The organism is Streptomyces sp. NPDC057002, assembly GCF_042673825.1.
GTDB lineage: Bacteria > Actinomycetota > Actinomycetes > Streptomycetales > Streptomycetaceae > Streptomyces.
On sequence record NZ_JBHURZ010000003.1, the window covers coordinates 541,652 to 564,235 of the forward strand.

18 protein-coding genes and 1 pseudogene are annotated in these 22,584 nt (G+C 71.2%); 12 read left to right on the forward strand and 7 right to left on the reverse strand.

Annotated features, from left to right (window positions below):
* Positions 1-206: 206 nt before the first annotated feature.
* Entirely contained in the window at positions 207-881 is a 675-nt protein-coding gene (locus ACFT32_RS16985) for an RNA polymerase sigma factor (protein ID WP_382489661.1), read from the forward strand.
* Positions 881-1,972, forward strand: a complete 1,092-nt coding sequence (locus tag ACFT32_RS16990; protein WP_382489663.1) for a hypothetical protein — start codon at positions 881-883, stop codon at positions 1,970-1,972. Before ACFT32_RS16985 ends, ACFT32_RS16990 begins: the two co-directional genes overlap by 1 nt.
* 157 nt (positions 1,973-2,129) lie before the next feature.
* Here the strand turns inward: ACFT32_RS16990 and ACFT32_RS16995 are convergent, their stop codons facing one another.
* Positions 2,130-2,981 (reverse strand): L,D-transpeptidase family protein, encoded by an 852-nt coding sequence (locus ACFT32_RS16995; RefSeq protein WP_382490727.1) that lies wholly within the window; start codon positions 2,979-2,981, stop codon positions 2,130-2,132.
* Positions 2,982-3,130: 149 nt separating this feature from the next.
* Between ACFT32_RS16995 and ACFT32_RS17000 the strand changes: the two genes are divergently transcribed.
* On the forward strand, positions 3,131-4,711 hold the full coding sequence (locus ACFT32_RS17000; RefSeq protein ID WP_382489665.1) for a methylmalonyl-CoA mutase: 1,581 nt from the start codon (positions 3,131-3,133) through the stop codon (positions 4,709-4,711).
* Between the two features lie 58 nt (positions 4,712-4,769).
* Positions 4,770-5,423 (forward strand): leucine efflux protein LeuE, encoded by a 654-nt coding sequence (gene leuE, locus ACFT32_RS17005; protein WP_382489667.1) that lies wholly within the window; start codon positions 4,770-4,772, stop codon positions 5,421-5,423.
* A gap of 4 nt (positions 5,424-5,427) precedes the next feature.
* Here leuE and ACFT32_RS17010 read toward each other — a convergent pair whose 3' ends face one another.
* Positions 5,428-6,834, reverse strand: a complete 1,407-nt coding sequence (locus tag ACFT32_RS17010) for an FAD-dependent oxidoreductase (protein ID WP_382489669.1) — start codon at positions 6,832-6,834, stop codon at positions 5,428-5,430.
* A gap of 74 nt (positions 6,835-6,908) precedes the next feature.
* On the opposite strand from ACFT32_RS17010, the gene ACFT32_RS17015 reads away from it, so the two are divergent.
* Entirely contained in the window at positions 6,909-7,559 is a 651-nt protein-coding gene (locus ACFT32_RS17015; RefSeq protein ID WP_382489671.1) for a TetR/AcrR family transcriptional regulator C-terminal domain-containing protein, read from the forward strand.
* A 10-nt stretch (positions 7,560-7,569) separates the two neighbouring features.
* On the opposite strand, the gene ACFT32_RS17020 is transcribed toward ACFT32_RS17015, so the two are convergent.
* The 4 genes from ACFT32_RS17020 to ACFT32_RS17035 form a co-directional block, all read right to left on the reverse strand.
* Complete coding sequence (locus ACFT32_RS17020) at positions 7,570-8,493, reverse strand: class I SAM-dependent methyltransferase (RefSeq protein ID WP_382489673.1); 924 nt, start codon at positions 8,491-8,493, stop codon at positions 7,570-7,572.
* Between the two features lie 63 nt (positions 8,494-8,556).
* Positions 8,557-9,711: an acyltransferase family protein gene (locus ACFT32_RS17025; RefSeq protein WP_382489675.1), complete on the reverse strand. Its 1,155-nt coding sequence runs from the start codon at positions 9,709-9,711 to the stop codon at positions 8,557-8,559.
* A 231-nt stretch (positions 9,712-9,942) separates the two neighbouring features.
* Positions 9,943-11,274 (reverse strand): alpha-2,8-polysialyltransferase family protein, encoded by a 1,332-nt coding sequence (locus tag ACFT32_RS17030; RefSeq protein WP_382489677.1) that lies wholly within the window; start codon positions 11,272-11,274, stop codon positions 9,943-9,945.
* On the reverse strand, positions 11,274-12,260 hold the full coding sequence (locus tag ACFT32_RS17035) for a glycosyltransferase family 2 protein (RefSeq protein ID WP_382489679.1): 987 nt from the start codon (positions 12,258-12,260) through the stop codon (positions 11,274-11,276). Before ACFT32_RS17035 ends, ACFT32_RS17030 begins: the two co-directional genes overlap by 1 nt.
* A 198-nt stretch (positions 12,261-12,458) precedes the next feature.
* Here ACFT32_RS17035 and ACFT32_RS17040 point away from each other — a divergent pair, with 198 nt between their 5' ends.
* The 4 genes and pseudogenes from ACFT32_RS17040 to ACFT32_RS17055 form a co-directional block, all read left to right on the forward strand.
* Positions 12,459-13,805: a DUF6716 putative glycosyltransferase gene (locus tag ACFT32_RS17040; RefSeq protein ID WP_382489680.1), complete on the forward strand. Its 1,347-nt coding sequence runs from the start codon at positions 12,459-12,461 to the stop codon at positions 13,803-13,805.
* A gap of 35 nt (positions 13,806-13,840) precedes the next feature.
* Positions 13,841-15,106, forward strand: coding sequence for a cytidylyltransferase domain-containing protein (locus ACFT32_RS17045; protein ID WP_382489682.1), 1,266 nt, complete (start codon positions 13,841-13,843; stop codon positions 15,104-15,106).
* Positions 15,107-15,119: 13 nt separating this feature from the next.
* Positions 15,120-16,067 (forward strand): N-acetylneuraminate synthase family protein, encoded by a 948-nt coding sequence (locus ACFT32_RS17050; protein ID WP_382489683.1) that lies wholly within the window; start codon positions 15,120-15,122, stop codon positions 16,065-16,067.
* Positions 16,068-16,114: 47 nt separating this feature from the next.
* Positions 16,115-17,161: pseudogene (locus ACFT32_RS17055) on the forward strand (hypothetical protein); the annotation flags it as partial.
* Between the two features lie 429 nt (positions 17,162-17,590).
* On the opposite strand, the gene ACFT32_RS17060 reads toward ACFT32_RS17055, so the two are convergent.
* On the reverse strand, positions 17,591-18,271 hold the full coding sequence (locus ACFT32_RS17060; protein WP_382489685.1) for a class I SAM-dependent DNA methyltransferase: 681 nt from the start codon (positions 18,269-18,271) through the stop codon (positions 17,591-17,593).
* 299 nt (positions 18,272-18,570) lie between these two features.
* On the opposite strand from ACFT32_RS17060, the gene ACFT32_RS17065 reads away from it, so the two are divergent.
* From ACFT32_RS17065 to ACFT32_RS17075, 3 genes are all read left to right on the forward strand, one after another.
* On the forward strand, positions 18,571-19,803 hold the full coding sequence (locus ACFT32_RS17065) for a M20 family metallopeptidase (protein WP_382490729.1): 1,233 nt from the start codon (positions 18,571-18,573) through the stop codon (positions 19,801-19,803).
* Positions 19,804-20,051: 248 nt separating this feature from the next.
* Complete coding sequence (locus ACFT32_RS17070) at positions 20,052-21,098, forward strand: BMP family protein (protein WP_382489687.1); 1,047 nt, start codon at positions 20,052-20,054, stop codon at positions 21,096-21,098.
* 261 nt (positions 21,099-21,359) lie between these two features.
* On the forward strand, positions 21,360-22,409 hold the full coding sequence (locus tag ACFT32_RS17075) for a BMP family protein (protein ID WP_382489689.1): 1,050 nt from the start codon (positions 21,360-21,362) through the stop codon (positions 22,407-22,409).
* The last annotated feature ends 175 nt before the right edge of the window (positions 22,410-22,584 follow it).

Here is a 22,584-nt window from a genome sequence, read left to right on the forward strand (position 1 = left end):
TCGCCGTGTCACGGCTTAGTTGCATCCCGGACGGACATGGACGGGGAATGGTTTCAGGACGTAACGTGCCTTTCGCGCCAACGCGAAGGCGGCAAGACCACCGCAACCACCTGCGGAGTTAACACCGCAACCATCACTTGAGGAACCACGACGGCGAGAATCCGGTCCGCGAGAGCGGCGCCGGCTTAGGCGCAGAAGGGCGCGCGGTGCTGGGGGACGACGCGGAGCTGACCGCCGCGGTGCGTGCGGCACAGGACGGAGATGAAACCGCGTTCCGGACTGTGTACCGAGCCGTGCACCCGCGGCTGCTCGGATATGTACGGACGCTGGTCGGCGACCCCGACGCCGAGGACGTGACGTCCGAGGCCTGGTTGCAGATAGCCCGTGACCTGGAGCGGTTCACCGGCGACGCGGACCGTTTCCGCGGCTGGGCCGCCCGTATCGCCCGCAATCGCGCGCTGGACCACATACGCATGCGCGGGCGCCGGCCCGCGATCGGCGGTGACGAGACCGAACTGACCGGCCGGGCCGCCGAGTCCGACACCGCAGGCGAGGCCATGGAGGCGCTCGCCACCGACGGCACGTTCTCCCTGATATCCCGGCTGCCGCAGGACCAGGCCGAGGCGGTCGTGCTGCGGGTGGTCGTGGGGCTCGACGCGAAGTCCGCCGCCGAGACGCTCGGCAAGCGCCCGGGCGCCGTCCGGACGGCGGCACACCGGGGTCTGCGGCGGCTCGCCGAGCTGCTCGGCGACGACCCGGAGGCCGATCCGGAATCGGCCGGGGTGCTCGACGCCCTGCCGCCCCAGCGAGAACCGCGCGGCGGTGCGGTGACGTCCGCAGGTGTGACGCGCAGCGTCCCGCGGACGCAGAAGGATGTGTGATGGCCGACGAGCAGTACAGGTGGCTGGACCGCGAAACGGCGGAGCGTTTGCTGAGCGGAGAGCCACTCGAAGCTGTCGACGGCGCCGACCGCGGCCAGGCCGAACGACTCGCGAGGACGCTCGGTGCGCTGTCCGCGTCACCCCCGCTGACCAGCGAGGAACTCCCCGGTGAGGCCGCGGCGATGGCCGCATTCCGCAAGGTGCGCGCGGAACGTGCCGACGCCGCGGCGGCCCTCGCGGCCTCGGGGGCCACGGGCGGACAGGCCGCCGACGAGGTCGTGGACGCCGGACTCGTCCGGATCGGAACCTCGCGCGGCAGCGGCTCCGGCGATGTCCGGCGGCCTCGCTGGGCCCGTCCCGCACGCCTCGCCCTGGCCGCCGTGCTGGCGGTCGGCATGGTCGGCGGGATCGCGGTCGCGGCCGGAACCGGAGTCCTGACACCGTTCGGCGGCGACGAGCCCGACCCCGGTGCCTCGGTCTCCGCCGCCGTCTCTCCTCCCGAACGCCCGCTGGAGTCGCCCTCGCCGAGTGACGAGGTGCAGGGCGGGTCCACCCCGGACGACGTCCCGAGCGGCCCCGCGGCGGGCGGTGCCGGTGGCACCGGGCGGGGCGAGGCACGCGAGGACGCGGCACCGAAGCCCGGCTCCGGCGAGCGGGGAGACCGCCCCGGCGACAGCCGCAGGAAGATCGCCTCCGCCTGCCGCGACCTCCGCGACGGCAAGCGGCTGGACGCCGACCGCAGGCGCGCCCTGCGGGACGCGGCGGGCGGCACCCGGGTGTGGAAGTACTGCAAGGGCGTCCTGTCCACGTCCGGCTCCCGCTCCACGGACCGGAACGACGAGGACAGCGGCAAGGGCGGGTCCCGGAACGAGGACCGGGACAAGGACCGGGACGGGGACCGAGAGCGGGACGGGAAGCGGGACCGCAAGCACGACAAGGCCGAGCGGAAGGCCGACCGCCAGGCCGGGACGCGTGCCGAGCAGCGGAACGCCGACGATGACGACGCGGACCGCGGCCACTCCCGGCAGTCTCTCGCACCCCTCCGACCTGCGGTTTCGTACTCCGTGAAAATCTCCTGGCCGAGGGTGTGACGTTTTCGGCCGCCCCGGCGCAGTAATGAGTGAGCCGACTGGTCATCGGCCGTCGCACAGAGCCGGGGTTCCCCCCGTACCTACGGCTCGTGCACCTGAGCGCGGGCGGGACACGTTCCCCCGGTCCCGCCCGCGCCCCAACTTCCCTCCCGCGTCCTCACCAGGACACGACGACCTTGTCGCCGTCGCGGACCTGCGCGTACAGCTCCGCGATCGCCGCCTCGTCCCGTACGTTGACGCAGCCGTGCGAGGCCCCCGCGTAGCCCCGGGCGGCGAAGTCCGTCGAGTAGTGCACGGCCTGGCCGCCGCTGAAGAACATCGCGTAGGGCATGGGTGAGTCGTAGAGCGTCGACACATGGTCGCGGGACTTCCAGTAGACGGAGAAGACGCCCTCCCGGGTCGGCGTGCCGCTCGAGCCGAAGCGGACGGCCACCGTCGAGACGGTCCGCCCGTCGATCATCCAGCGCAGCGTCCTGCTGGTCTTGTCGATGCACAGCACCCGGCCCCTCGTGCAGCGCGGGTCCGGCGGGTCGGCCGGCTGGCCGCCCATCAGGTACCGGTCCCACCGGCCCGGCTCGCGGGTCATCCCCAGCAGCCGCTGCCAGGTGACGGTGTCCATGCGCCCGGTGCGCGGCAGCCCGCGCTTGCCCTGGAAGCCGCTGACCGCCCGCTCCGTCTGTTCGCCGTACGTCCCGGTCGGCCCCTCGAAGAGCCAGGCGACCTGCCGCAGCCGGGCCTGGAGCTCGCGGACGTCCCGGCCGGTGGCACCGCGGGACCACAGCACACGGGCCGGGGCGGGTGGTGCCGCGCTGGGCTTGTCGTCGTCGGGCGGGTCGGGGGCGGTGCTCGGGCTGCCGCCGCCGGCCGGGGTGCGCGCCGGGGACGGGGTGCCACTGGGTAACTCGATGTGCACCGGCGAGCGGCCTTTTCCGTCGCCGTCCGAGGGCTGCACCGTGCAGCCGGTCACCGCGGCCAGCGCGGCGAGCGCCGCCGCGATCGCTCTCCCCATGCCCTTGGTACGCACGCGGCCCCCTGTTGTCTCACCGGTGTGCCCGGATGCCACCTCAGATGTTCCCCCGGCGTGACCCGTCGCGAACCAGGGGGCATGGTGGTGAGCGAGGTCCCGACCACCCACTGCTCGGCGGGAGGCATCACACCATGGCGCGTGAGTCGGAGTCCGGGCTGCCCATCGAGCCGGTCTACGGGCCGGAGGCCCTCGAGGGCTGGGATCCCGCGGAGAAGCTGGGGGATCCGGGGGCGTACCCCTTCACGCGGGGCGTGTACCCGTCGATGTACACCGGCCGTCCCTGGACGATGCGCCAGTACGCGGGCTTCGGTACGGCGACGGAGTCCAACGCCCGCTACCGGCAGCTGATCGCCCACGGCACGACGGGCCTGTCGGTCGCCTTCGACCTGCCCACCCAGATGGGCCACGACTCCGACGCCCCCATCGCGCACGGCGAGGTCGGCAAGGTCGGCGTCGCCATCGACTCCGTCGACGACATGCGGGTGCTGTTCGGCGGCATCCCGCTGGACCAGGTCTCGACGTCGATGACGATCAACGCCCCCGCGGCCCTGCTGCTCCTGCTCTACCAACTGGTCGCCGAGGAGCAGGGCGTGCCGGCCGCACGGCTGACGGGGACGATCCAGAACGATGTGCTGAAGGAGTACATCGCCCGGGGCACGTACATCTTCCCGCCGAAGCCGTCGCTGCGGCTGACCGCGGACATCTTCCGGTACTGCGGGGCCGAGATCCCGAGGTGGAACACGATCTCCATCTCCGGCTACCACATGGCCGAGGCGGGCGCCTCGCCCGCGCAGGAGATCGCTTTCACCCTGGCCGACGGTGTCGAATACGTCCGTACCGCGGTGGCGGCGGGCATGGACGTGGACGACTTCGCGCCGCGCCTGTCGTTCTTCTTCGTCGCCCGTACGACGTTCCTGGAGGAGGTCGCCAAGTTCCGTGCCGCACGGCGGATCTGGGCGCGGGTGATGAAGGAGGAGTTCGGCGCGAGGAACCCCAAGTCGCTGATGCTGCGCTTCCACACACAGACGGCCGGGGTGCAGCTGACGGCCCAGCAGCCCGAGGTGAACCTGGTCCGCGTCGCCGTGCAGGGCCTGGGAGCGGTCCTCGGCGGCACCCAGTCCCTCCACACCAACTCCTTCGACGAGGCGATCGCCCTGCCGACCGACAAGAGCGCGCGCCTGGCCCTGCGCACCCAGCAGGTCCTCGCCTACGAGACGGACGTGACGGCGACCGTCGACCCCCTCGCGGGCTCCTACGTCGTCGAGAGGATGACCGACGACGTCGAGGCCGCGGCCGTCGAACTGATGGCCAGGGTCGAGGAGCTGGGCGGCGCGGTCGGCGCCATCGAGCACGGCTTCCAGAAGGACGAGATCGAGCGCAGCGCCTACCGGATCGCCCGGGAGACCGACTCCGGCGAGCGGGTCGTGGTCGGCGTCAACCGCTTCCGGCTCGACGAGGAGGAGCCCTACGAGCCGCTGCGCGTCGACCCGGCCATCGAGGCCCGGCAGGCCGAACGCCTGGCCGCGCTCCGCGCGGAGCGCGACCAGCGAGCGGTGGACACCGCGCTCACGGCTCTGAAGAAGGCCGCACGGGGTTCCGACAACGTCCTGTACCCGATGCGCGAGGCCCTGCGAGCACGGACGACCGTGGGCGAGGTGTGCGACGCGCTGCGGGAGGTGTGGGGGGCGTATGTCCCCTCGGACGTCTTCTGAACCGGGGCCGGTGACCGGGGGAGGAGCGGTGTCGGACCCGCGTGCGACACTCATTTGCATGTTCGGTGTCATCGATCTGCCCACCTACCTTGTGGGCCTCGTCCTGATCGTCCTGTTGCCCGGTCCCAACTCGCTGTACGTGATCTCCGTCGCCGCGCGACGCGGTACGCGCACCGCGTATCGGGCCGCGGCCGGGGTGTGGTGCGGGGACGCGGTGCTGATGACGCTGTCGGCGGCCGGGGTCGCCTCGCTGCTCCAGGCGAACGCCGTGCTGTTCGGGATCGTGAAGTACGCCGGCGCCGGGTATCTGGCCTGGCTGGCGGTCGGGATGCTGCGCGCGGCCTGGGGCCTGTGGCGGACCCGTCGTGAACGGGCCGCGGAGGGCGGCGCGCCCGGGGCGCCGGCCGATGAGCGGCCCTTCCGCAGGGCGCTGGTCATCAGTCTCCTCAATCCCAAGGCGATCCTGTTCTTCGTCGCCTTCTTCGTCCAGTTCGTCGACCCGGGCTACGCCTACCCGGCCGTCTCCTTCGTCGTCCTCGGCACCTTCGCCACGCTGGCCAGCGTCCTGTACCTCAGCGCGCTGATATTCGGCGGCACCCGGCTGGCCGCCGCCTTCCGCAGCCGCAAGCGGCTCGCCGCGGGCGCCACGTCGGCGGCGGGGGCCCTGTTCCTGGGCTTCGCGGCGAAGCTGTCCCTGGCGAGCGGCGCGTAGCGCCTCACCGGCGCGGGCCGAACCGGGCGAAGTACTCCGTGAGACCGGTCGCCGAGTCCCCGGCCCAGCCGACGTAGCCGTCGGGCCGTACGAGGAACAGCCCGGCCCCGTAGGCCCCGTGCGCCGGGCCGTGGACGGTCCGCACCTGCTCGCCGAGGGCGGGAGGCCGTGCTCCGCCCAGGGCCAGCAGCGTCCAGTGCGGTCCGCGGAACGCGTCGAAGAGGCGGGTCCCGTCCACCGTCCCGTCGGGTGCCCGGTCGCCGGCCCGTACCCGTCCCGGGCCGGTGCGTGTCTCCCGTGTGAGTGACGACGCGCGGTAGCCGAGGCCCAGCTGACGGGTCGCCTCGCCCCGCCGGGTCTCGCCCCGGTGCACGCTGGTGGACAGCCCGAGCATGTCGGCGGCGACGGGACGCCGTTCCTCCTCGTAGGAGTCGAGCAGGGCCGCCTCCGTGCCGTCGCGCAGCACCGCGCCCAGTTTCCAGCCCAGGTTGTAGGCGTCCTGGACGCTGGTGTTGAGGCCCTGGCCGCCGGCCGGGGAGTGCACATGGGCCGCGTCGCCGGCGAGGAAGACCCGCCCGGAGCGGAAGCGGTCCGCCAAGGCCGCCCGGGGGCGGAAGTCCGAGGCCCAGCGCAGCTCGGTCACGGTCTCGGGGGCGAGGTGCGAGCGGGCGGCGACGACCTTCCGTATGCCCTCCAGCGAGAGGTCCGGGGCCGTCCCGTCGGGGAACTGCGCGACCAGCTGGAAGTCCTCCGTGCCGGCCAGCGGGCAGAGCGCGAGGTAGCCGTCGCCGTCCCCGGCCGGCGGGAAGATGTGCCAGTTGTCCCGGTCCAGGCCGCTGATCCGGACGTCGGCCACCAGGGTCGGGTTCGGGTCGAGGGTCTCGCCCGCCATACCGATGCCGAGGAGCCTGCGCACCGTCGAGCGGCCGCCGTCCGCCGCGACCGCGTACCGGGCGGTGACGGGCTCGCCCGAGGCGAATTCCGCGCGCACCCCGTCAGCGTCCTGCGTCAGACCGGCGAGCTCCCGGCCGAAGGCCACCTCTCCTCCCAGCCCGGCCAGCCGCGCGTGCAGGATCTCCTGCGTGCGCCACTGCGGCACCATCCACGGCTCCGTGTACGGCGCGTCCTCGCTCGCCTCGGCCGGGTCGAACATCCGGTGCTCGCCGGCCCGCCTGCCGTCCTGCCAGATCATCCCCACCGGGTAGCGGCCGCCCGCCGCGCGGATCGCGTCCAGCACGCCCAGATCGTCGAAGACCTCCATCGTGCGCGGCTGGATGCCCTTGCCGCGCGAGCCGGGGAACAGCGCCTGGGCCCGCTCGACGACCAGCGCGGCCACGCCCCGCCGGGCGAGGTCGATGCCGAGTGCCAGGCCCGTCGGGCCCGCGCCCACCACCAGCACGTCCGTGTCCATGATCCACCATCTCCTTAACGCTGTTAAGTAACCCTCTGTCCGAGGGTCGCCTTAACGGTGTTAAGTTGTCAAGCGTGAGTACGGAACGACGTGAGCCCCTGGACCGGCGGCGGGTCGCCGACACCGCCCTGCGGCTGCTGAACGAGGTGGGCCTGGACGGTCTGACCCTGCGGGCCATCGCCCGGGAGCTGGATGTGAAGGCGCCCGCCCTCTACTGGCACTTCAAGGACAAGCAGGCGCTGCTCGACGAGATGGCGACGGAGATGTACCGCCGGATGGTCGCCGGGGCCTCGCTCGACCCGGCCGACACCTGGCGGGAACGGCTGCTGAAGGCCAACCGGGGGCTGCGCGCGGCCCTGCTCGGCTACCGGGACGGCGCGAAGGTGTTCAGCGGCTCACGCTTCACCGGCATCGAGCACGCCGGACAGATGGAGGAGAACCTGCGCCTGTTCACGGCCGCCGGTCTCACCCTCGCCCAGGCGGCCCGCGCGCTCACCACGGCGTACATGTACACGCTCGGCTTCGTCACCGAGGAGCAGGGCGTGCGGCCCCTGCCGGACGAGCGCCGTGAGGGCTACGACGTGAACGAACGCGCCCGCCTGATGGCCGACTTTCCCTTGTCGGCCCAGGCGGGCGCGGAGATCTTCGAGGAGTACGAGCAGCACTTCGAGGAGGGACTCGCCCTCGTGATCGACGGGATCGGGGCGCGCTACGGGGTTTCATGACACCCCGGCGTCAGGAACGCTTCGCGCGCGCCCGCCGTACGGCCCGGGTGACCAGGGGCGGCAGCAGGTCCTTGGCGAGCCGGCGCGCCCGGGACGGGGCGGGCCGGGCCGGTCGCGCCGCACGGGACTCGGTCACCTCGGCGGCCGGGGCCTTCGCCGCGGCCGGCGGCGCCACATAGTGCCGGGAGGCCGGGAACGGCGGCGGCTTCATGCCCCGGGACCGGGCGCGGACCAGCCGGTGCCCGGCCGCCGACTGCACGCTCAGCCCGACGTCCGAGCGCTGCCGCAGCATGTCGAGCAGTTCCTCCTGGAGCGGCTCGGGATCTCCCCAGGTGCCGTACAGCTTCTGCGTGCTGAGGCAGATCGGGCGCAGACCGCGGTTGAGGACGGCCTCCCAGGCGGCGACCGAGACACCCGGGGTGTGCTCGGAGCGGAAGTCGTCGAGGACGACGATGCCCTCGGGCACCAGGATGTCGTGGGCCGCGCCGATGTCGCCGTGCACGTGCTCGTACAGGTGCGAGGCGTCGACGTGGATGAAGCGGCAGCTGGCCGGGGCCACCTTCTCGGACACCACGGAGCTGGGCGCCGCGATCACCGTGGGCAGGTCGTCGTGGAAGGAGAGGTAGTTCCGCTCGAAGGTCTGCTGGGTCAGCGAGGCATACGACTTCGCCGACTCCGCCTGGTTGGCCCCGTCCGGGGCATCGCCCTCGAACAGGTCGCAGACCGTGAACTTTTCGCCGTCCTGGAGGTGGTGGCCGAGCAGGATCGCGCTCTTGCCCATGTAGACGCCGAGCTCCAGCAGATCGCCCTTCATTCCCTGCTTCTGCTGCCGCTCCAGGAACCAGGTGAACAACATCTGGTCCAGCGGCGGGAACCAGCCCGGGACGTCGGCGAGTTCGCCGGGGTGCTTGTCGGTGACTTGTGCGTTGGTCATGAGACGAGCCTTCTCTCTGAGCGATGCCCAAACCGACGGTCGGTTGAACGTCCCGTGAACAGCTCAGCGGTCCTTCGCCAGCACTGCCCGCAGGCGTGGCGTCAGGGGCTTCTCCACATACTGGTTCAGCAACCACGCGAGCAGCAGCATTGAGGCCGCGGTCAGGGCGAATGTCGCCCCGGATGGCAGGCCCAGGCCGCGGTGCAGCGCGTGGATCACCACCCAGCCGAGGTGTTCGTGGACGAGATAGAACGGATATGTCAGCGCCCCCGCCACGGTCAGCCAGCCCCAGTTGGCCCAGCGCAGCCAGCCCAGCGCGATCGCAGCGACCGCCAGGAAGCCGAAGGTCACGACGAGGACGATGCCGGTCGAGGAGCGGTAGGAGAAACCGTCCGCGCCGGCGGCGTGCCACAGGCTCTGCACCGCGTAGTGCTGCCCGATCAGCCAGCTGACGGCGACGATGCCCCACGCGTAGGCGTCCCGCCGGTCGAGATGGACGAGGTAGAGGCCGACACCGCCGATGAAGTACGGGGCGTACTCGGGCATCAGGACGATGTCGAGCAGCGGCATGTTCGCGTTGTCCGCGATCACCGCCGCCAGCATCCAGCCCGCGCAGAACATGATCACCCGGCGGCGACTGGCCCCCGGGAGCACCACGCAGAGCGCGAACAGGGCGTAGAAGCGGACCTCCGCCCACAGCGTCCAGCACACCCCGAGCACCCGGTCCACGCCCAGCGGCATCTGCAGCATGGTCAGGTTGACCAGCGCGTCGCTCGGCGACACCGCCTTGTAGGCCACCACCGGCAGGGCGAACACCACCGTCACTATCGCGACCGCCACCCAGTAGGCGGGCAGCAGCCGGGATGCGCGGGAGGCGAAGAACGACTTCAGGGGACGGCCCCAGCCGCTCATGCAGATCACGAACCCGCTGATGACGAAGAAGACCTGGACGCCGAGGCAGCCGTAGGCGAAGAACTCGTGCAGCGTGGGGAACTGGACCTTGGGCGAGCTGCCCCAGGCCTCGGAGACCTCACCGTCGCGACCGCCGTAGTGGTACGCCGCCACCATCAGCGCGGCCACCAGCCGCAGGCCGTCCAGGGCACGCAGCCGGCCGCCGGAGCCCTTCCTGCGCCGCGGGACGTTCGTGGCTCCCGGTGGTTCGACCAGCACGGTGACTTCGGGCTGGGGCTTGCGGGTGCTGACGACCGTCTCGGTCACGCTGGAAACCTCTGTAGCTCGTATGTCCTTCACCTGAGCCGCCTGTGGGCGGGCAGGGCGCCGCCTGTCACCCTAGGACGTGAATTGACGCTTAAACGTTCGACGGAAACAGGCTTCGCCTTCCTGTTCCCATGGATTCATCTGGATGTCGGATACCGGTGGCGAAAACGCGAGGCGCCGGCCCGCGCTTCTGCGGCGGACCGACGCCCTTGCGGTGCTCGGCATACGTTTTCAGCGGCGTACCGCCTTGCGCAGCGCCCTGGCCCGCCGGACCACCCGGCGTGCCGTGGAATTGCGCGGCAGGAAGGCCAGCCGCTGCGGAATACCGCCGGGCAGGCCGAGCGAGGTGAGACGGCGCTTCTTGAAGTAGCGCCGGGTGCGCGGACCGAGATACCGGGAGAGGAACAGCTCCGCCTGCGGGCGCAGCTCCGGGTAGATCTGCGGCTGCATGGTGAACCCGACGGCGGTGACCAGACCGGACAGCCGCTCGGCCGGCAGGATGTCGCTCTCCTGCCCGCCGTCCAGGTCGGGCAGCAGCGCGTCCGCGAGGGTGGTGGGGATCCGGTTGCTGTTCTGGTACGGCGTCAGCCGCTCCAGCAGCAGCTCGGTGCCGATGCGCGCGACCGGCAGGTCGTAGAGCGCCGAGGCCGTGAACAGCGCGGTCGAGAAGCAGCCGACGACCAGCGCGGGCCGGGCCCGGTCGAACAGCACCTCGGCGAGCACGGGCGTGTCCAGCACGGTGAGGTCCACGCCGAGCTTCTCGGCCTCGGTCTCCAGGGCGCGGCTGTAGCGGGCCGGCGCGGTCGGATGCGGCTTGAAGACGACCGTGCGGTGGCCGCGGGCGACCGCGCCCCGCATCATCCGCACATGCAGGTCTTCCTCTTCCTCCGGGGAGAGGATGTTCAGCGCCGACAGATACTGGCCGAGCAGCAGCGCCGCGTCACCGGGCACGGCGGGCAGCTCGGGGACGGTCTCGGTGACCTCGCCCAGCACCTTCAGGAACGCGGGCGACGGCACCAGGTGCGCCGGCACCTCGAACTCGGTCAGCAGCATCGGCGTGAGCCCCGGCACCAGATCGAGGTGCAGCAGCCGCCGCACCCGCGTGCCGACCAGCGGGTCGAGCTTGTTGCGCGTCGGGCCGTAGCTCATCAGCCCGTCGGCGTAGACGTCGATGGGGGCGTCGGTGAACAGCTGGGCCACGGTCAGCGCGGGCGCCACCTGGATGGACTCCAGGACCAGGCTCACGCGGTCGTCGCCGAGACCCCACAGCATCCGCAGATAGCGCTCGAACAGGGGGATGTCGTCGGAGCGCGGCGTCCAGGCCCCGGGGTGGAAGGGGCGGATCGCCTCGTTCCAGGACAGCACCTCGTCGAAGTGCTCGCGCAGCGGAGCGAAGCCCGGCATCTCGTCGAGGGCCGGGGTGGTCTCCGGGGTCGCGGAGTTGTTGAACACCAGCAGCACACGACGGTCCGGCTCGTCGAACAGGTCGGAGTCGATCGCGGCGGCCAGGGTGGCGACGCCGTACAGCGTCGAGGCGCAGAAGATCTGAGTGGTCCCGGGCATCAGGCGGCCGCCTCCGTGGTGGTGGCCCTGCGCCGCAGCCGCCGCAGCTTGGACGAGCGGTCCATGTCCATCGCCTCCAAGGCGTCACCGAGCGCGTCCTGCGGCATGCGCTTGATGGCCGCCGCGCTCATCGACCGCAGCTGTCTGGCCACGGCCGGTTCGAACCTGTCTTCGTTGGAGAGGTGGTGGGCGATGATCGCGCAGTAGGTCCGCACCGCCTTGGGGAGCAGCCGGTCGGCGTCGCGGTCCGACGCGGTCTCCTCGATCACCTGGTCGAAGGCCCGGATGAAGTCGAGCTGGCGGACATCGCCGATCTGGGTCAGCGACGAGGCCACCCCGCGCCGGTAGAACACGCCCAGCAGGCTCACCACGGCGAACGACTCCGCCTCCCGGTGCAGCTTCCAGATCCACGGCCGGTCCTCGGCCGTGCGCAGCCCGTGGGTGAAGTGGAGCACGCCCTTGTCGAGGAGGCGGCGGTGATAGGCGCCGGCCCAGGCGTAGGCGTAGTCCACCGACGTCGAGCGGTGGGCGGGGAGGATGGCGTCCCGGGGGCTGAACACCTCCCAGCGGCGGCCCACCGGCACCCGGCTCACGGAACGGGCGCGCGCGGTGGCCTGCACATGGTCGGTGCGCACGAAGTCGCACCCCAACTCATCCATGGCGGACACCAGTTCGGTGAAGTAGCCGGGGGCCAGCCAGTCGTCGCCGTCCAGGAACGTCAGGTACTCGCCCTGGGCGGCGTCCAGGCCGGTGTTCCGGGCGGTGGCGAGCCCGCCGTTCTCCTCGTGGCGGATGTAACGCACCTGGGCGACATCCGAAAGTTCCTCGGCCGCTCGTTCGAGAATGGCCGGGGTTTCATCCTTCGAATGGTCGTCGACCAGGATGAACTCGAAATCACGCTCGGCGTTCAGTCGAAGGCTTCTGAGGGTGTCCGGGGCATATTGCTGCACGTTGTAGAACGGCACGATCACGGAAAGCTTAGGCACCTGCAAAACGTTAGGAGCCCGCCCGGCAGCGCAACTTTCCGATGAACGTACACCGGGTGAACTCAATGTGTCAGAACGGTGCACCCCGTGTACTTCCGGCCTTCCGGCAGGCCAGTTCGGCTCTCGGTGGGGTGTTGTTAACTTTTCGTTGAGTCCTGGTTCCGCCATACCTCGGATTCGCTTCCTAGCGTCATCGACGTGCCAGCAAGTACACCGAAGCGCCCGCGAATCGCCGTCCTCGCGGACTCAGACACCCGATGGAAATGGGGTGCGCTGACCGCGGACCGCATCGCCCCGGGCCCGTCCATGGAAGCCGGACCGCGCGAGGGCGCGCAAGTCCGCCCTGTCCTCGACGGCTTCCTGCTGCGCGGCCGGGCCACGCCCACCCCGCGCCAGCTGGAGGAAGTGGGCGTGCGCGCCGACTCGCTGCGGGAGGTCACCGCCGTCGAGTTCCTGCGCGCCATGGAGGAGGAGTCGTACGACCTCCTCGTCCTCGCCCTCGTCGGCGGCGGTGTGCAGGCCATGCTGCACGGCCTGGCGCGCGTCTGGCAGGACCGCGCCGAGCGGCCCGTCGTCGTCACCGGCTACGTCGGCGTCGTCTACGAGAAGCTCGCCGACGGCCTGCTGCTGCGGCACGGCGCGGACCTCGTCCTCGCCAACTCCCGACAGGACGCGGACCGCTTCCGGGCCGTCTACGACGGAGTGGGCGCCGACGCCTCCTCGGTGACCGAGGTGGCCCTGCCGTTCCTCGGCGGCGCCCCCTACACCGGCGAGCACGACCCCTACACGGTCGTCTTCGCCGCCCAGCCCTCCGTCCCGGACAGCCGCAAGGACCGTACGTACCTGCTGAGCCGGCTGGTCCAGCACGCCCGCAGGCACCCCGAGCGCGAGGTGCTGCTGAAGCTGCGCTCCAAGCCGGGCGAGCACACTACCCACATCGAGGAGCTGCCGTACCAGAAGCTGGTGCAGCGCCTCGACCCGCCGGACAACTTCCGCCTGGTCTACGGGAACATGGGCGAGGTCCTCGACCGCACCGACCTGCTGGTGACGGTCAGCTCCACGGCCGCCCTCGAGTCGCTGCACCGCCGGGTCCCGACCGTCGTCCTGACCGACCTCGGCATCCGCGAGTCGCTCGGCAACCACCACTTCGTCGGCTCCGGCTGCCTCGCCTCCTGGGACCAGCTCGACGCCGGGCACCGGCCCACGCCCGACGAGGAGTGGGTCGCCCGGCAGGGCGTCGTCGCGGACGGCTCCTACGAGTCCGCCTTCGACGCGGCCCGCGAACGCATCGCCGAACTGCTCGGCCGGCCCGGCGGCATGCCCCCGCTGGCCCCGTACTACACACCCGTCACCGCGCCCGGCTATCTGCCCGGGATCCTCGCCCGCCACCACCTCGGCCCGGACGGCACCCCGCTGCCCGGCGCGCCCGCCGCCGACAAGGACCCCGGACCGGTCCGGCAGATCGTGCGCCGGGCGGCGCGCGGCGCCTACCGGCACGGCGTGCAGCGCGTGGCGCCCGTCATCCGGCGGATGGGCGAGCTGTGAGCCGCCCCGAGTCCCCTGCCCAAGGAGTAGTCCCCATGTCCCAACCGGAAGCGGGCCAAGGCGCCTCGGTGCGCCGCGTGCTCGCGGTGATCCCCGCGCGCGGCGGCTCCAAGGGCGTGCCCGCGAAGAACCTCCTCCCCGTCGGCGGCGTCCCGCTGGTGGCCCGTGCGGTGCGCGAGTGCAGCGCCGCCCGGCTCGTGACGGACGTCGTGGTCTCCACCGACGACCAGGCCATCGCGGCCGCCGCCCGCGAGGCGGGCGCCGAGGTCGTGCTGCGGCCCGCCGCCATCGCCGGCGACACGGCCACCTCCGAGGCCGCCGTCCTGCACGCCGTGGACGCGCACGAGGCCCTGCACGGCGCGGTCGTGGACGTGGTGCTGCTGGTGCAGTGCACCAGCCCGTTCATCACCCGGGAGGACATCGACGGCGTCGTCGAGGCCATCGTCGAGAACGGCGCCGACACGGCGCTCACCGTGGCACCGTTCCACGGCTTCGTCTGGCGCGACGCCGAGGACGAGGTCGCGGCCGGCACCGTCGCGGAGGCCGACGCGGCCACCGGCGGCGGCTACGGCGTCAACCACGACAAGTCCTTCCGCCCCCGCCGCCAGGACCGCCCCCAGGACCTGCTGGAGACCGGCGCCGCCTACGGCATGGAAGCGGTCGGCTTCCGCAAGCACCAGCACCGCTTCTTCGGCCGCACAGAACTGGTGCGCACCGACCCCGCGCGCGTGCTGGAGATCGACGACCCGCACGACCTCGCCCGCGCCCGGGCCCTGGCCCCGCTCTTCGACGCGGACCGGCCCGGCGCGCTCCCGACCGCCGACGACATCGACGCGGTCGTCCTCGACTTCGACGGCACCCAGACCGACGACCGGGTGCTCGTCGACTCCGACGGACGGGAATTCGTCTCCGTGCACCGCGGGGACGGACTCGGTATCGCGGCCCTCCGCAAGAGCGGCCTGAAGATGCTGATCCTGTCCACGGAACAGAACCCTGTGGTCGCCGCCCGGGCCCGGAAGCTCAAGCTCCCGGTGCTGCACGGCATCGACCGCAAGGACCTCGCGCTGAAGCAGTGGTGCGAGGAGCAGGGCATCGCGCCGGAGCGCGTGCTCTACGTCGGCAACGACGTCAATGACCTCCCGTGCTTCGCCCTCGCGGGCTGGCCCGTGGCGGTCGCGAGCGCCCACGACGTCGTGCGCGGCGCCGCACGCGCGGTCACCACCGTCCCCGGTGGCGACGGCGCGATCCGAGAGATCGCCAGCTGGATCCTCGGCCCCTCTCTCGATTCCCTCACCAAGTAAGGAAATTTTCGCCATGAGCGCTGTTACATCGAGCTCCCGCATCCGCAAGTTCGGTACCCGCGAGGCCGGCCCCGGCCGCCCCGTCTACGTCACCGGCGAGATCGGCATCAACCACAACGGCGACATCGAGAACGCGTTCAAGCTGATCGACGCCGCCGCCGAGGCCGGCTGCGACGCGGTCAAGTTCCAGAAGCGCACGCCGGAGATCTGCACCCCGCGCGACCAGTGGGACATCGAGCGCGACACCCCCTGGGGTCGGATGACCTACATCGACTACCGCCACCGCGTCGAGTTCGGCGAGGACGAGTACGGCCAGATCGACGCCTACTGCAAGAAGCGCGGCATCGACTGGTTCGCCTCCCCGTGGGACACCGAGGCCGTCGCCTTCCTGGAGAAGTTCGACGTCCCCGCCCACAAGGTCGCCTCCGCGTCCCTGACCGACGACGAGCTGCTGCGCGCCCTGCGCGCCACCGGCCGTACGGTCATCCTCTCCACGGGCATGTCCACCCCGAAGCAGATCCGCCACGCGGTCGAGGTCCTGGGCAGCGAGAACATCCTGCTGTGCCATGCCACCTCGACCTACCCGGCGAAGGCCGAGGAGCTCAACCTCCGCGTCATCAACACCCTGCAGGGCGAGTACCCGAACGTCCCGATCGGCTACTCCGGCCACGAGACCGGTCTGCAGACCACCCTCGCCGCGGTCGCCCTGGGCGCCACCTTCGTCGAGCGTCACATCACCCTCGACCGCGCCATGTGGGGCTCGGACCAGGCCGCCTCCGTGGAGCCGCAGGGCCTCACGCGCCTCGTCCGCGACATCCGCACCATCGAGGCCTCCCTCGGTGACGGCGTGAAGAAGGTCTACGAGTCCGAGCTGGGCCCGATGAAGAAGCTGCGCCGCGTCAGCGGTGTGGTCGCCGAGGCGGAGATCGCCGACGCCGCGGGCGAGCCGGTCGGCGTCTGAGCCCACACCCCCCACAACCCCCCTTACGACGGGACGGTCGTACGTCGATGAGCCCCCGCGCCGGGAACGCCGGCCCCCACACTCTCGCGTTCGTCGAGAGTCCGGTACAGCTGCTGAACGTGCTGGAGTGGGCGCACGCGCATGCGCCCGGCGTGGGGCTCACCCTCGTGGTGCTGTCGCCCGTCGACCCGATGACGCGCGGCCAGCTGCGGCGGATGTCCGACCTGGCCCGTGACGAGGGGCACGAGGTCCGCTGGGAGGAGGCGCGCGGCGGCCCGCTGGCGCCCTTCCAGACCATCGGCGGCCTGACGGGCGTACTCCGCAAGGCCCGCCGGATCGTCCTGGGGGACCCCTTCTCCCGCTACGTTCAGCTCCTCCTGACCATCACCCGCGCCCGTGACCTGGTCGTCGTCGACGACGGCACGGCGACGATGGAGTTCGTGGGCCAGCTCGCCCGGGGCGAGCGACTGGTGCGCTGGCACCGCAAGGGCGGCCGCCCCGGCCCCCGCGACCTGATCTTCGCGCCGGTGTCCTCCTCGGCCCGCCGCCGCCTCACACCCGGGGACAGGCGCCGGGTGGAGATCTTCTCCTCCATGCCGATGGAGGAAACGCCCGAGGGCGTCACGATCAGCGCCAACGACTTCGCCTGGACCCGGGCCCGCTTCGGCCCGCCGCGCATCACCAAGGGCGCCGACATGGTGGGCACGTCCCTGGTGGAGACGGGGGTCGTCAACGACGACCGCTACCTGGAGGCCGTCCGGGCCCTGGCCGCCGCCCACGGCGCCACCCGCTACTTCGCCCACCGCCGCGAGAGCCCGACGAAGCTCCGTCGCCTCGCGGTCGAGACGGGCCTGGAGATCGTCCGCCCCGAACTCCCTCTCGAACTGATCGCCCGCCGAGGCCCCATCGGCCGCACCATCCTCAGCTTCCCCTCCACGGTCGTCCACACCCTCCCCCTCGCCCTCACCGGCACCGAGGTCCGCGTAGCGGTCTGCGACATCGACCCCACCTGGCTGACCGAGAACGCGTCCCCCCGGGCCCAGGGCTTCCTCTCGGGCGTGACGGGCACGGCCCGGGACGTCCACCGGCTGTCCCCGGGGGGCCCTCCCGACGCCACCGAACACCCGACCGCCCCGGGAACCATCCCGGACCCGACGACCATGACCGGCCCGGCGAGCACCACGGACCCGACGGATCCGGCGACCATGACCGCCCCCGCCCCCGCCGGCCGGGGGAGTGTCACGGGCCCGAAGAGTTCGGCGACCATGCCCGGCCCGGCCGGGCCAAGCAGCATCCCGGCCCCGACGGGCAGGGCGAGCGTGTCCGGCCCGTCAGGCGGACCGGGCCCGGCGGACGCCGCAGGCGCGATGGCCGCCGGCTGAGGCCGTGCAGGACCGCGGCCCCCGACCGCCAGCGCCCTCGACCGAGGCAGGCCGACGCGCCCGCCGAAGCGGAGTCACGTGTCCCTCAGGCCCGGGCCTCGGCCAGGACCGACTCAAGCATCCGGCAGGGCTCCGCTCCGCTCACGCCCCCGCAGGGCCCGGCTTGTGGGCCAGCAGGAACGCCCGGGGGTGTTTCTCCTCGCCCTCCGGCTCCCTGAACACGCGGGCGTGGAGGCGCAGGCCTGCCTTCGTGAGGGTGGTCGCGACCGACTCCGGGGTGCGCCAGTAGTAGTCGAGTGAGATCGGGCTGCCGAAGCGCTCGGTGAGACGCAGATGCCCGTCCTCCTCGCCGGACTGGAAGCCGAGCAGGACCGGCGCCCCCGGCAGCAGCACACGGTGGAACTCGGCGAAGACCGACGGCAGATGGTCGTCCGGCACATGGATGATCGAGTAGAGCGCGACGATCCCGCCCAGCGTCTCGTCCGGCAGGTCCAGGGCCGTCATCGAACCGACGTGGAACCGCAGCCCCGGATGCGCCCGGCGGGCCAGGGCCACCATGCGGGGCGAGACATCGACCCCGAACACCGGCAGCCCGAGGCCGTGCAGCCGCGCCGCGACGTACCCGGGGCCGCTGCCGATGTCCGCGACCGGCGGCCGCACAGGCCCTCCGGGTGCCCGGACCAGATCCACGAAGGCCGTGAGCAGCGCCCGCTCCAGCGGTCTCCCGGCCAGGCTGTCGGGGAACCCGGCGGCATAGGCCTCCGCGATGGCGTCGTACGAGGCCTGGGTGGCTGTGAGGAACTCGGGGCTGTCGGCGCGCACGGGCCGCACACTATCGGGGCCGTGCGTCAGTGAGATGAACAAGACAGTGTTCCCCGCGCGGGGCGTGGTATCCGTGGAGAGGATGGATGGGTACCGCAGTCCCGACTGAGGTGTGGCCGATATCACACTCCCCGGAGTATGGTGACCGGCTCGACCCAAAAGGCGGGCGAGTTTACCCATCTCACTTGATAGCTATACGTCCGGCGGTCATATTTTCTTCCCCTAACGGGTTGAAAATTTGTTGATCGAGGGTCAGCCGACCGCCCTGGCGCCCTACCCTTCAGAGGGTGAAGCAATTGATGTCACTGGAGTCCGAGGTCGATCTTCCCGGCGAAGCCGTACTTCCCGGCGCACTGCCCGACGCCCTGCGCGCAGAGCTCATCGCGTTCCGGCGCGACATGCACATGCACCCGGAGCTGGGCAACCAGGAGTTCCGCACGACCGCCGCGATCAAGGAGCGGCTCGAGCGGGCCGGCCTCAAACCGCGCGTACTCGCCGTCGGCACCGGACTCGTCTGTGACATCGGCGTAGCGGGCGAGCAGTGGGACGGCGGCCCCAGCATGCTCGCCCTGCGGGCCGACATCGACGGCCTGCCCATCCCGGACACCAAGGCCGACTGCCCGTACCGCTCCACCGTGCCCGACCGCGCCCACGCCTGCGGCCACGACGTGCACACCGCCGTCGTCCTCGGCGCCGGCCTGGTCCTCGCCGAACTGCACAAGCAGGGCCTGCTGCCCCGACCCGTCCGGCTGATCTTCCAGCCCGCCGAGGAGGTGCTGCCCGGCGGCGCCGCCGACGTCATCAAGTGCGGGGCGCTGGAGGGCGTCGGCGCGATCATCGCCGTGCACTGCGACCCCCGGGTCGACGCGGGGTACGTAGGACTCCGTGAGGGACCCATCACCTCCGCCTGCGACCGGCTGGAGATCGCCCTCGACGGCCCGGGCGGCCACACCGCACGCCCTCACCTCACGACCGACCTGGTCACCGCCGCCGCCCGCGTCGTCACCGACGTCCCCGCCCTGGTCGGCCGCCGCTTCGACAGCCGCAGCGGGCTCGCGATCACCTGGGGCCGCGTCGAGTCGGGACACGCGCCGAACGTGATCCCGCAGCACGCCGAGCTCTCCGGCACCGTGCGCTGCCTCGACATCGAGGCATGGCGCCAGGCCCCCGACGTCGTGGTCGCGGCGATCGACGAGATCGCCAATCTGCACCGCGCCAAGTCGGAGATCAACTACGTACGCGGAGTGCCGCCCGTCGTCAACGAGCCGGGCGTGACCGAGCTCCTGCGCGACGCCATGATCGCCCGGCGCGGGGTCGATTCCGTCGTGGGCACCGAGCAGAGCCTCGGCGGCGAGGACTTCTCCTGGTATCTGGAGCACGTCCCCGGCGCCATGGCCCGACTGGGCGTACGCGTCCCCGGCGAGCGCCATGTACGCGACCTCCACCAGGGAGACTTCGACGTCGACGAGTCCGCGATCACGGTCGGCGTGGAACTCTTCACGGCAGCGGCCCTGGTCAACGGCCTCCGTTAGGACAGCCCTGGATCCCTGAAAAGGACTCCGGACGGGGCAGCGGAACGGCGCGTGTCGAACAGGCTCGCGCCGTGCCCCCGTCCGCGCCTTTCGGCCCCGTTCGCTCCCGTGGTTCACAAGGACGTAACCGGCCATCGGCACGAATGGATAACGGCCCCACTGCGAACCGTTCCCAAGGGTGTCTACGCGCGTTAATGTGCGCCGCACTGAGCACCCACTGCGGGGCTTTGGAGAATGGGGAACTTCAGATGCGTCGGATTTCCAAACTGACCCGTGTCGCGGTGGGGGTCGCGTCGCTCGGTCTCGTCGCCACGGCCTGTGGCAGCACCAGCAGTGAGAGCGGTGGCAGTGACTCGAAGGAAGACAAGGGTCTCGCCATCGCCTACGACATCGGCGGCAAGGGCGACCAGTCCTTCAACGACGCCGCCTACGCGGGCCTGACGAAGGCCAAGGACGAGTACGGCTACAAGACGGCCGACATCGAGCCCACCGAGGGCGAGACCGACGCCGACAAGGAACAGCGGCTGGCCTCGCTGGCCAAGCAGGGCTACAACCCGGTCATCGGCGTCGGGTTCGCCTACGGCCCGGCGATGAAGGCCGTGGCCGCCAAGTACCCGGACACCACCTTCGGCATCGTGGACTCCGTGGTCGAGGGCAAGAACGTCGCCTCCCTCGTCTTCGCCGAGGAGCAGGCCTCGTACCTCGCCGGTGTCGCCGCCGCCAAGGTCACCAAGTCGAACACCGTCGGTTTCGTCGGCGGTGTGGACATCCCGCTGATCCACAAGTTCGAGGCCGGCTACAAGCAGGGTGTTCAGGACACCAACCCGAAGGTGAAGGTCGTCTCGCAGTATCTGACGCAGACGGCCGAGGAGGGCGGCTTCGCCAGCCCCGACAAGGGCAAGGCCGCCGCCGAGGGGCAGATCGAGAAGAAGGCCGACGTCGTCTACCAGGCGGCAGGTCTCTCCGGCCAGGGCGTGATCGAGGCCGCCGCCAAGGCGAAGGTCTGGGCGATCGGCGTCGACTCCGACCAGTACAAGCAGGCTCCCCTCGCCGCGTACAAGCAGTACATCCTCACCTCCGCCCTCAAGGACGTCGGCGGCGCGGTCTACGCGCTGTCCAAGTCGGTCCACGACGACAAGCCGCTGTCCGGCACCCAGACCTTCGACCTGAAGGTCAACGGCGTCGGAGTCTCCGAGGCGAACCCGGAGTTCGGCAAGGTCGCGGGGCTCAAGGACGCCGTGGACAAGGCCAAGAAGGGCATCATCGACGGCACCATCAAGGTCAAGACCGAGTAGCGCCACCGGTCTGAGACAGCCGGAGAGGGCGGGCACCCCGGGGTGCCCGCCCTCTCCGGCATTCCCGGGCGCGGATCACCCAGCGCCACATCGCGTTCGCGGTCGGCAACGCCCGGGCCGAGCCACGGCGATGGCAGGGCACGGGCGCATAACAAGGTGGACAGAAGGGGTTTTCAGGCAGGTCTACGCGCGTTAATCTGCGGCGAAACCAGCGCCGAAGCTGAAACCGACCCCGGCGCTTGTACGACAGGAGCAGCACACATGCGCCGGATTTCCCGGATCACGGTCGCAGGCGCAGCGACCGCCTCCCTGGCCCTCGCACTCTCCGCCTGCGGCAGCACCTCGACCTCTGCCGGGTCGTCGGACTCGAAGGGGAACAAGGGCCTCGCCATCGCGTACGACGTCGGCGGCAAGGGCGACCAGTCCTTCAACGACGCCGCGTACGCGGGTCTGGAGAAGGCGCAGAAGGAGTTCGGCTACAAGACGGCCGACGTGGAGCCCACCGAGGGCGAGACCGACGCCGACAAGGAGCAGCGTCTGGTCTCGCTGGCGAAGCAGGGCCACAACCCGGTCATCGGCGTCGGCTACGCGTACGCCGCGGCCGTCAAGGGCGCCGCGGAGAAGTTCCCGGACACCACCTTCGGCATCGTCGACGACGCCACGATCAACACCAAGAACGTCGCCGACCTGGTCTTCAACGAGGAGCAGGCCTCCTACCTGGCCGGCGTCGCCGCCGCCAGGAGCACCAAGTCGAAGGTCGTCGGCTTTGTCGGCGGTGTGGACATCCCGCTGATCCACAAGTTCCAGGCGGGCTTCGCGCAGGGCGTCAAGGACACCGACCCGAAGGTCAAGGTGCTCTCCCAGTACCTGACCCAGACGGCCGAGGAGGGCGGCTTCGCCAGCCCCGACAAGGGCAAGACGGCCGCCGAGGGCCAGATCGAGAAGAAGGCCGACGTGGTCTACGCGGCCGCCGGTCTGTCCGGTCAGGGCGTGATCGAGGCCGCCGCCGCCAAGAAGGTGTGGGCGATCGGCGTCGACTCCGACCAGTACGAGCAGGCCGCCCTCGCCAAGTACAAGGACTCCATCCTGACCTCGGCGATGAAGGACGTCGCCAAGGCGGTGTACAACCTTGCGAAGTCGGTCGAGGACGGCAAGCCGGAGACCGGTATCGTTCGTGGCGATCTGAAGACCGGCGAGGTGAGCCTCTCGGACTCCAACCCGAAGTTCGCGGACGACGCCGAGCTTCAGGAAGCCATCAAGACGGCCAAGGAGAAGATCATCAGCGGCGAGATCAAGGTCAAGAGCAGCTGACGACTTACTGCCTCGAGCAGGCAGTGACCCCCGGGGGGTCGCGTCCGCTCAACGGGGTGCGGGGAGGCTGTTCCCGCGCCCCGTTGGCGCGGGGCGCCGGCCCCTTTGTATGCCGTAGGGGCGCTACGCGCGTAGACGACCCCCGTCCCCAGGAGAGTGCGTTATCAACGCGTCC

What these genes read in the sequence shown, in the direction of transcription:
- ACFT32_RS17030 (WP_382489677.1), bottom strand. Translation starts at nt 11,274, where the DNA reads ATGCCCGGGACCACTCAGATCTTCTGCGCCTCGACGCTGTACGGCGTC.
- ACFT32_RS17000 (WP_382489665.1), top strand. Translation starts at nt 3,131, where the DNA reads ATGGCGCGTGAGTCGGAGTCCGGGCTGCCCATCGAGCCGGTCTACGGG.
- ACFT32_RS16990 (WP_382489663.1), top strand. Translation starts at nt 881, where the DNA reads ATGGCCGACGAGCAGTACAGGTGGCTGGACCGCGAAACGGCGGAGCGT.
- ACFT32_RS16995 (WP_382490727.1), bottom strand. Translation starts at nt 2,981, where the DNA reads ATGGGGAGAGCGATCGCGGCGGCGCTCGCCGCGCTGGCCGCGGTGACC.
- ACFT32_RS17070 (WP_382489687.1), top strand. Translation starts at nt 20,052, where the DNA reads ATGCGTCGGATTTCCAAACTGACCCGTGTCGCGGTGGGGGTCGCGTCG.
- ACFT32_RS17020 (WP_382489673.1), bottom strand. Translation starts at nt 8,493, where the DNA reads ATGACCAACGCACAAGTCACCGACAAGCACCCCGGCGAACTCGCCGAC.
- ACFT32_RS17075 (WP_382489689.1), top strand. Translation starts at nt 21,360, where the DNA reads ATGCGCCGGATTTCCCGGATCACGGTCGCAGGCGCAGCGACCGCCTCC.
- ACFT32_RS17065 (WP_382490729.1), top strand. Translation starts at nt 18,571, where the DNA reads ATGTCACTGGAGTCCGAGGTCGATCTTCCCGGCGAAGCCGTACTTCCC.
- ACFT32_RS17045 (WP_382489682.1), top strand. Translation starts at nt 13,841, where the DNA reads ATGTCCCAACCGGAAGCGGGCCAAGGCGCCTCGGTGCGCCGCGTGCTC.
- ACFT32_RS17010 (WP_382489669.1), bottom strand. Translation starts at nt 6,834, where the DNA reads ATGGACACGGACGTGCTGGTGGTGGGCGCGGGCCCGACGGGCCTGGCA.
- leuE (WP_382489667.1), top strand. Translation starts at nt 4,770, where the DNA reads ATGTTCGGTGTCATCGATCTGCCCACCTACCTTGTGGGCCTCGTCCTG.
- ACFT32_RS17050 (WP_382489683.1), top strand. Translation starts at nt 15,120, where the DNA reads ATGAGCGCTGTTACATCGAGCTCCCGCATCCGCAAGTTCGGTACCCGC.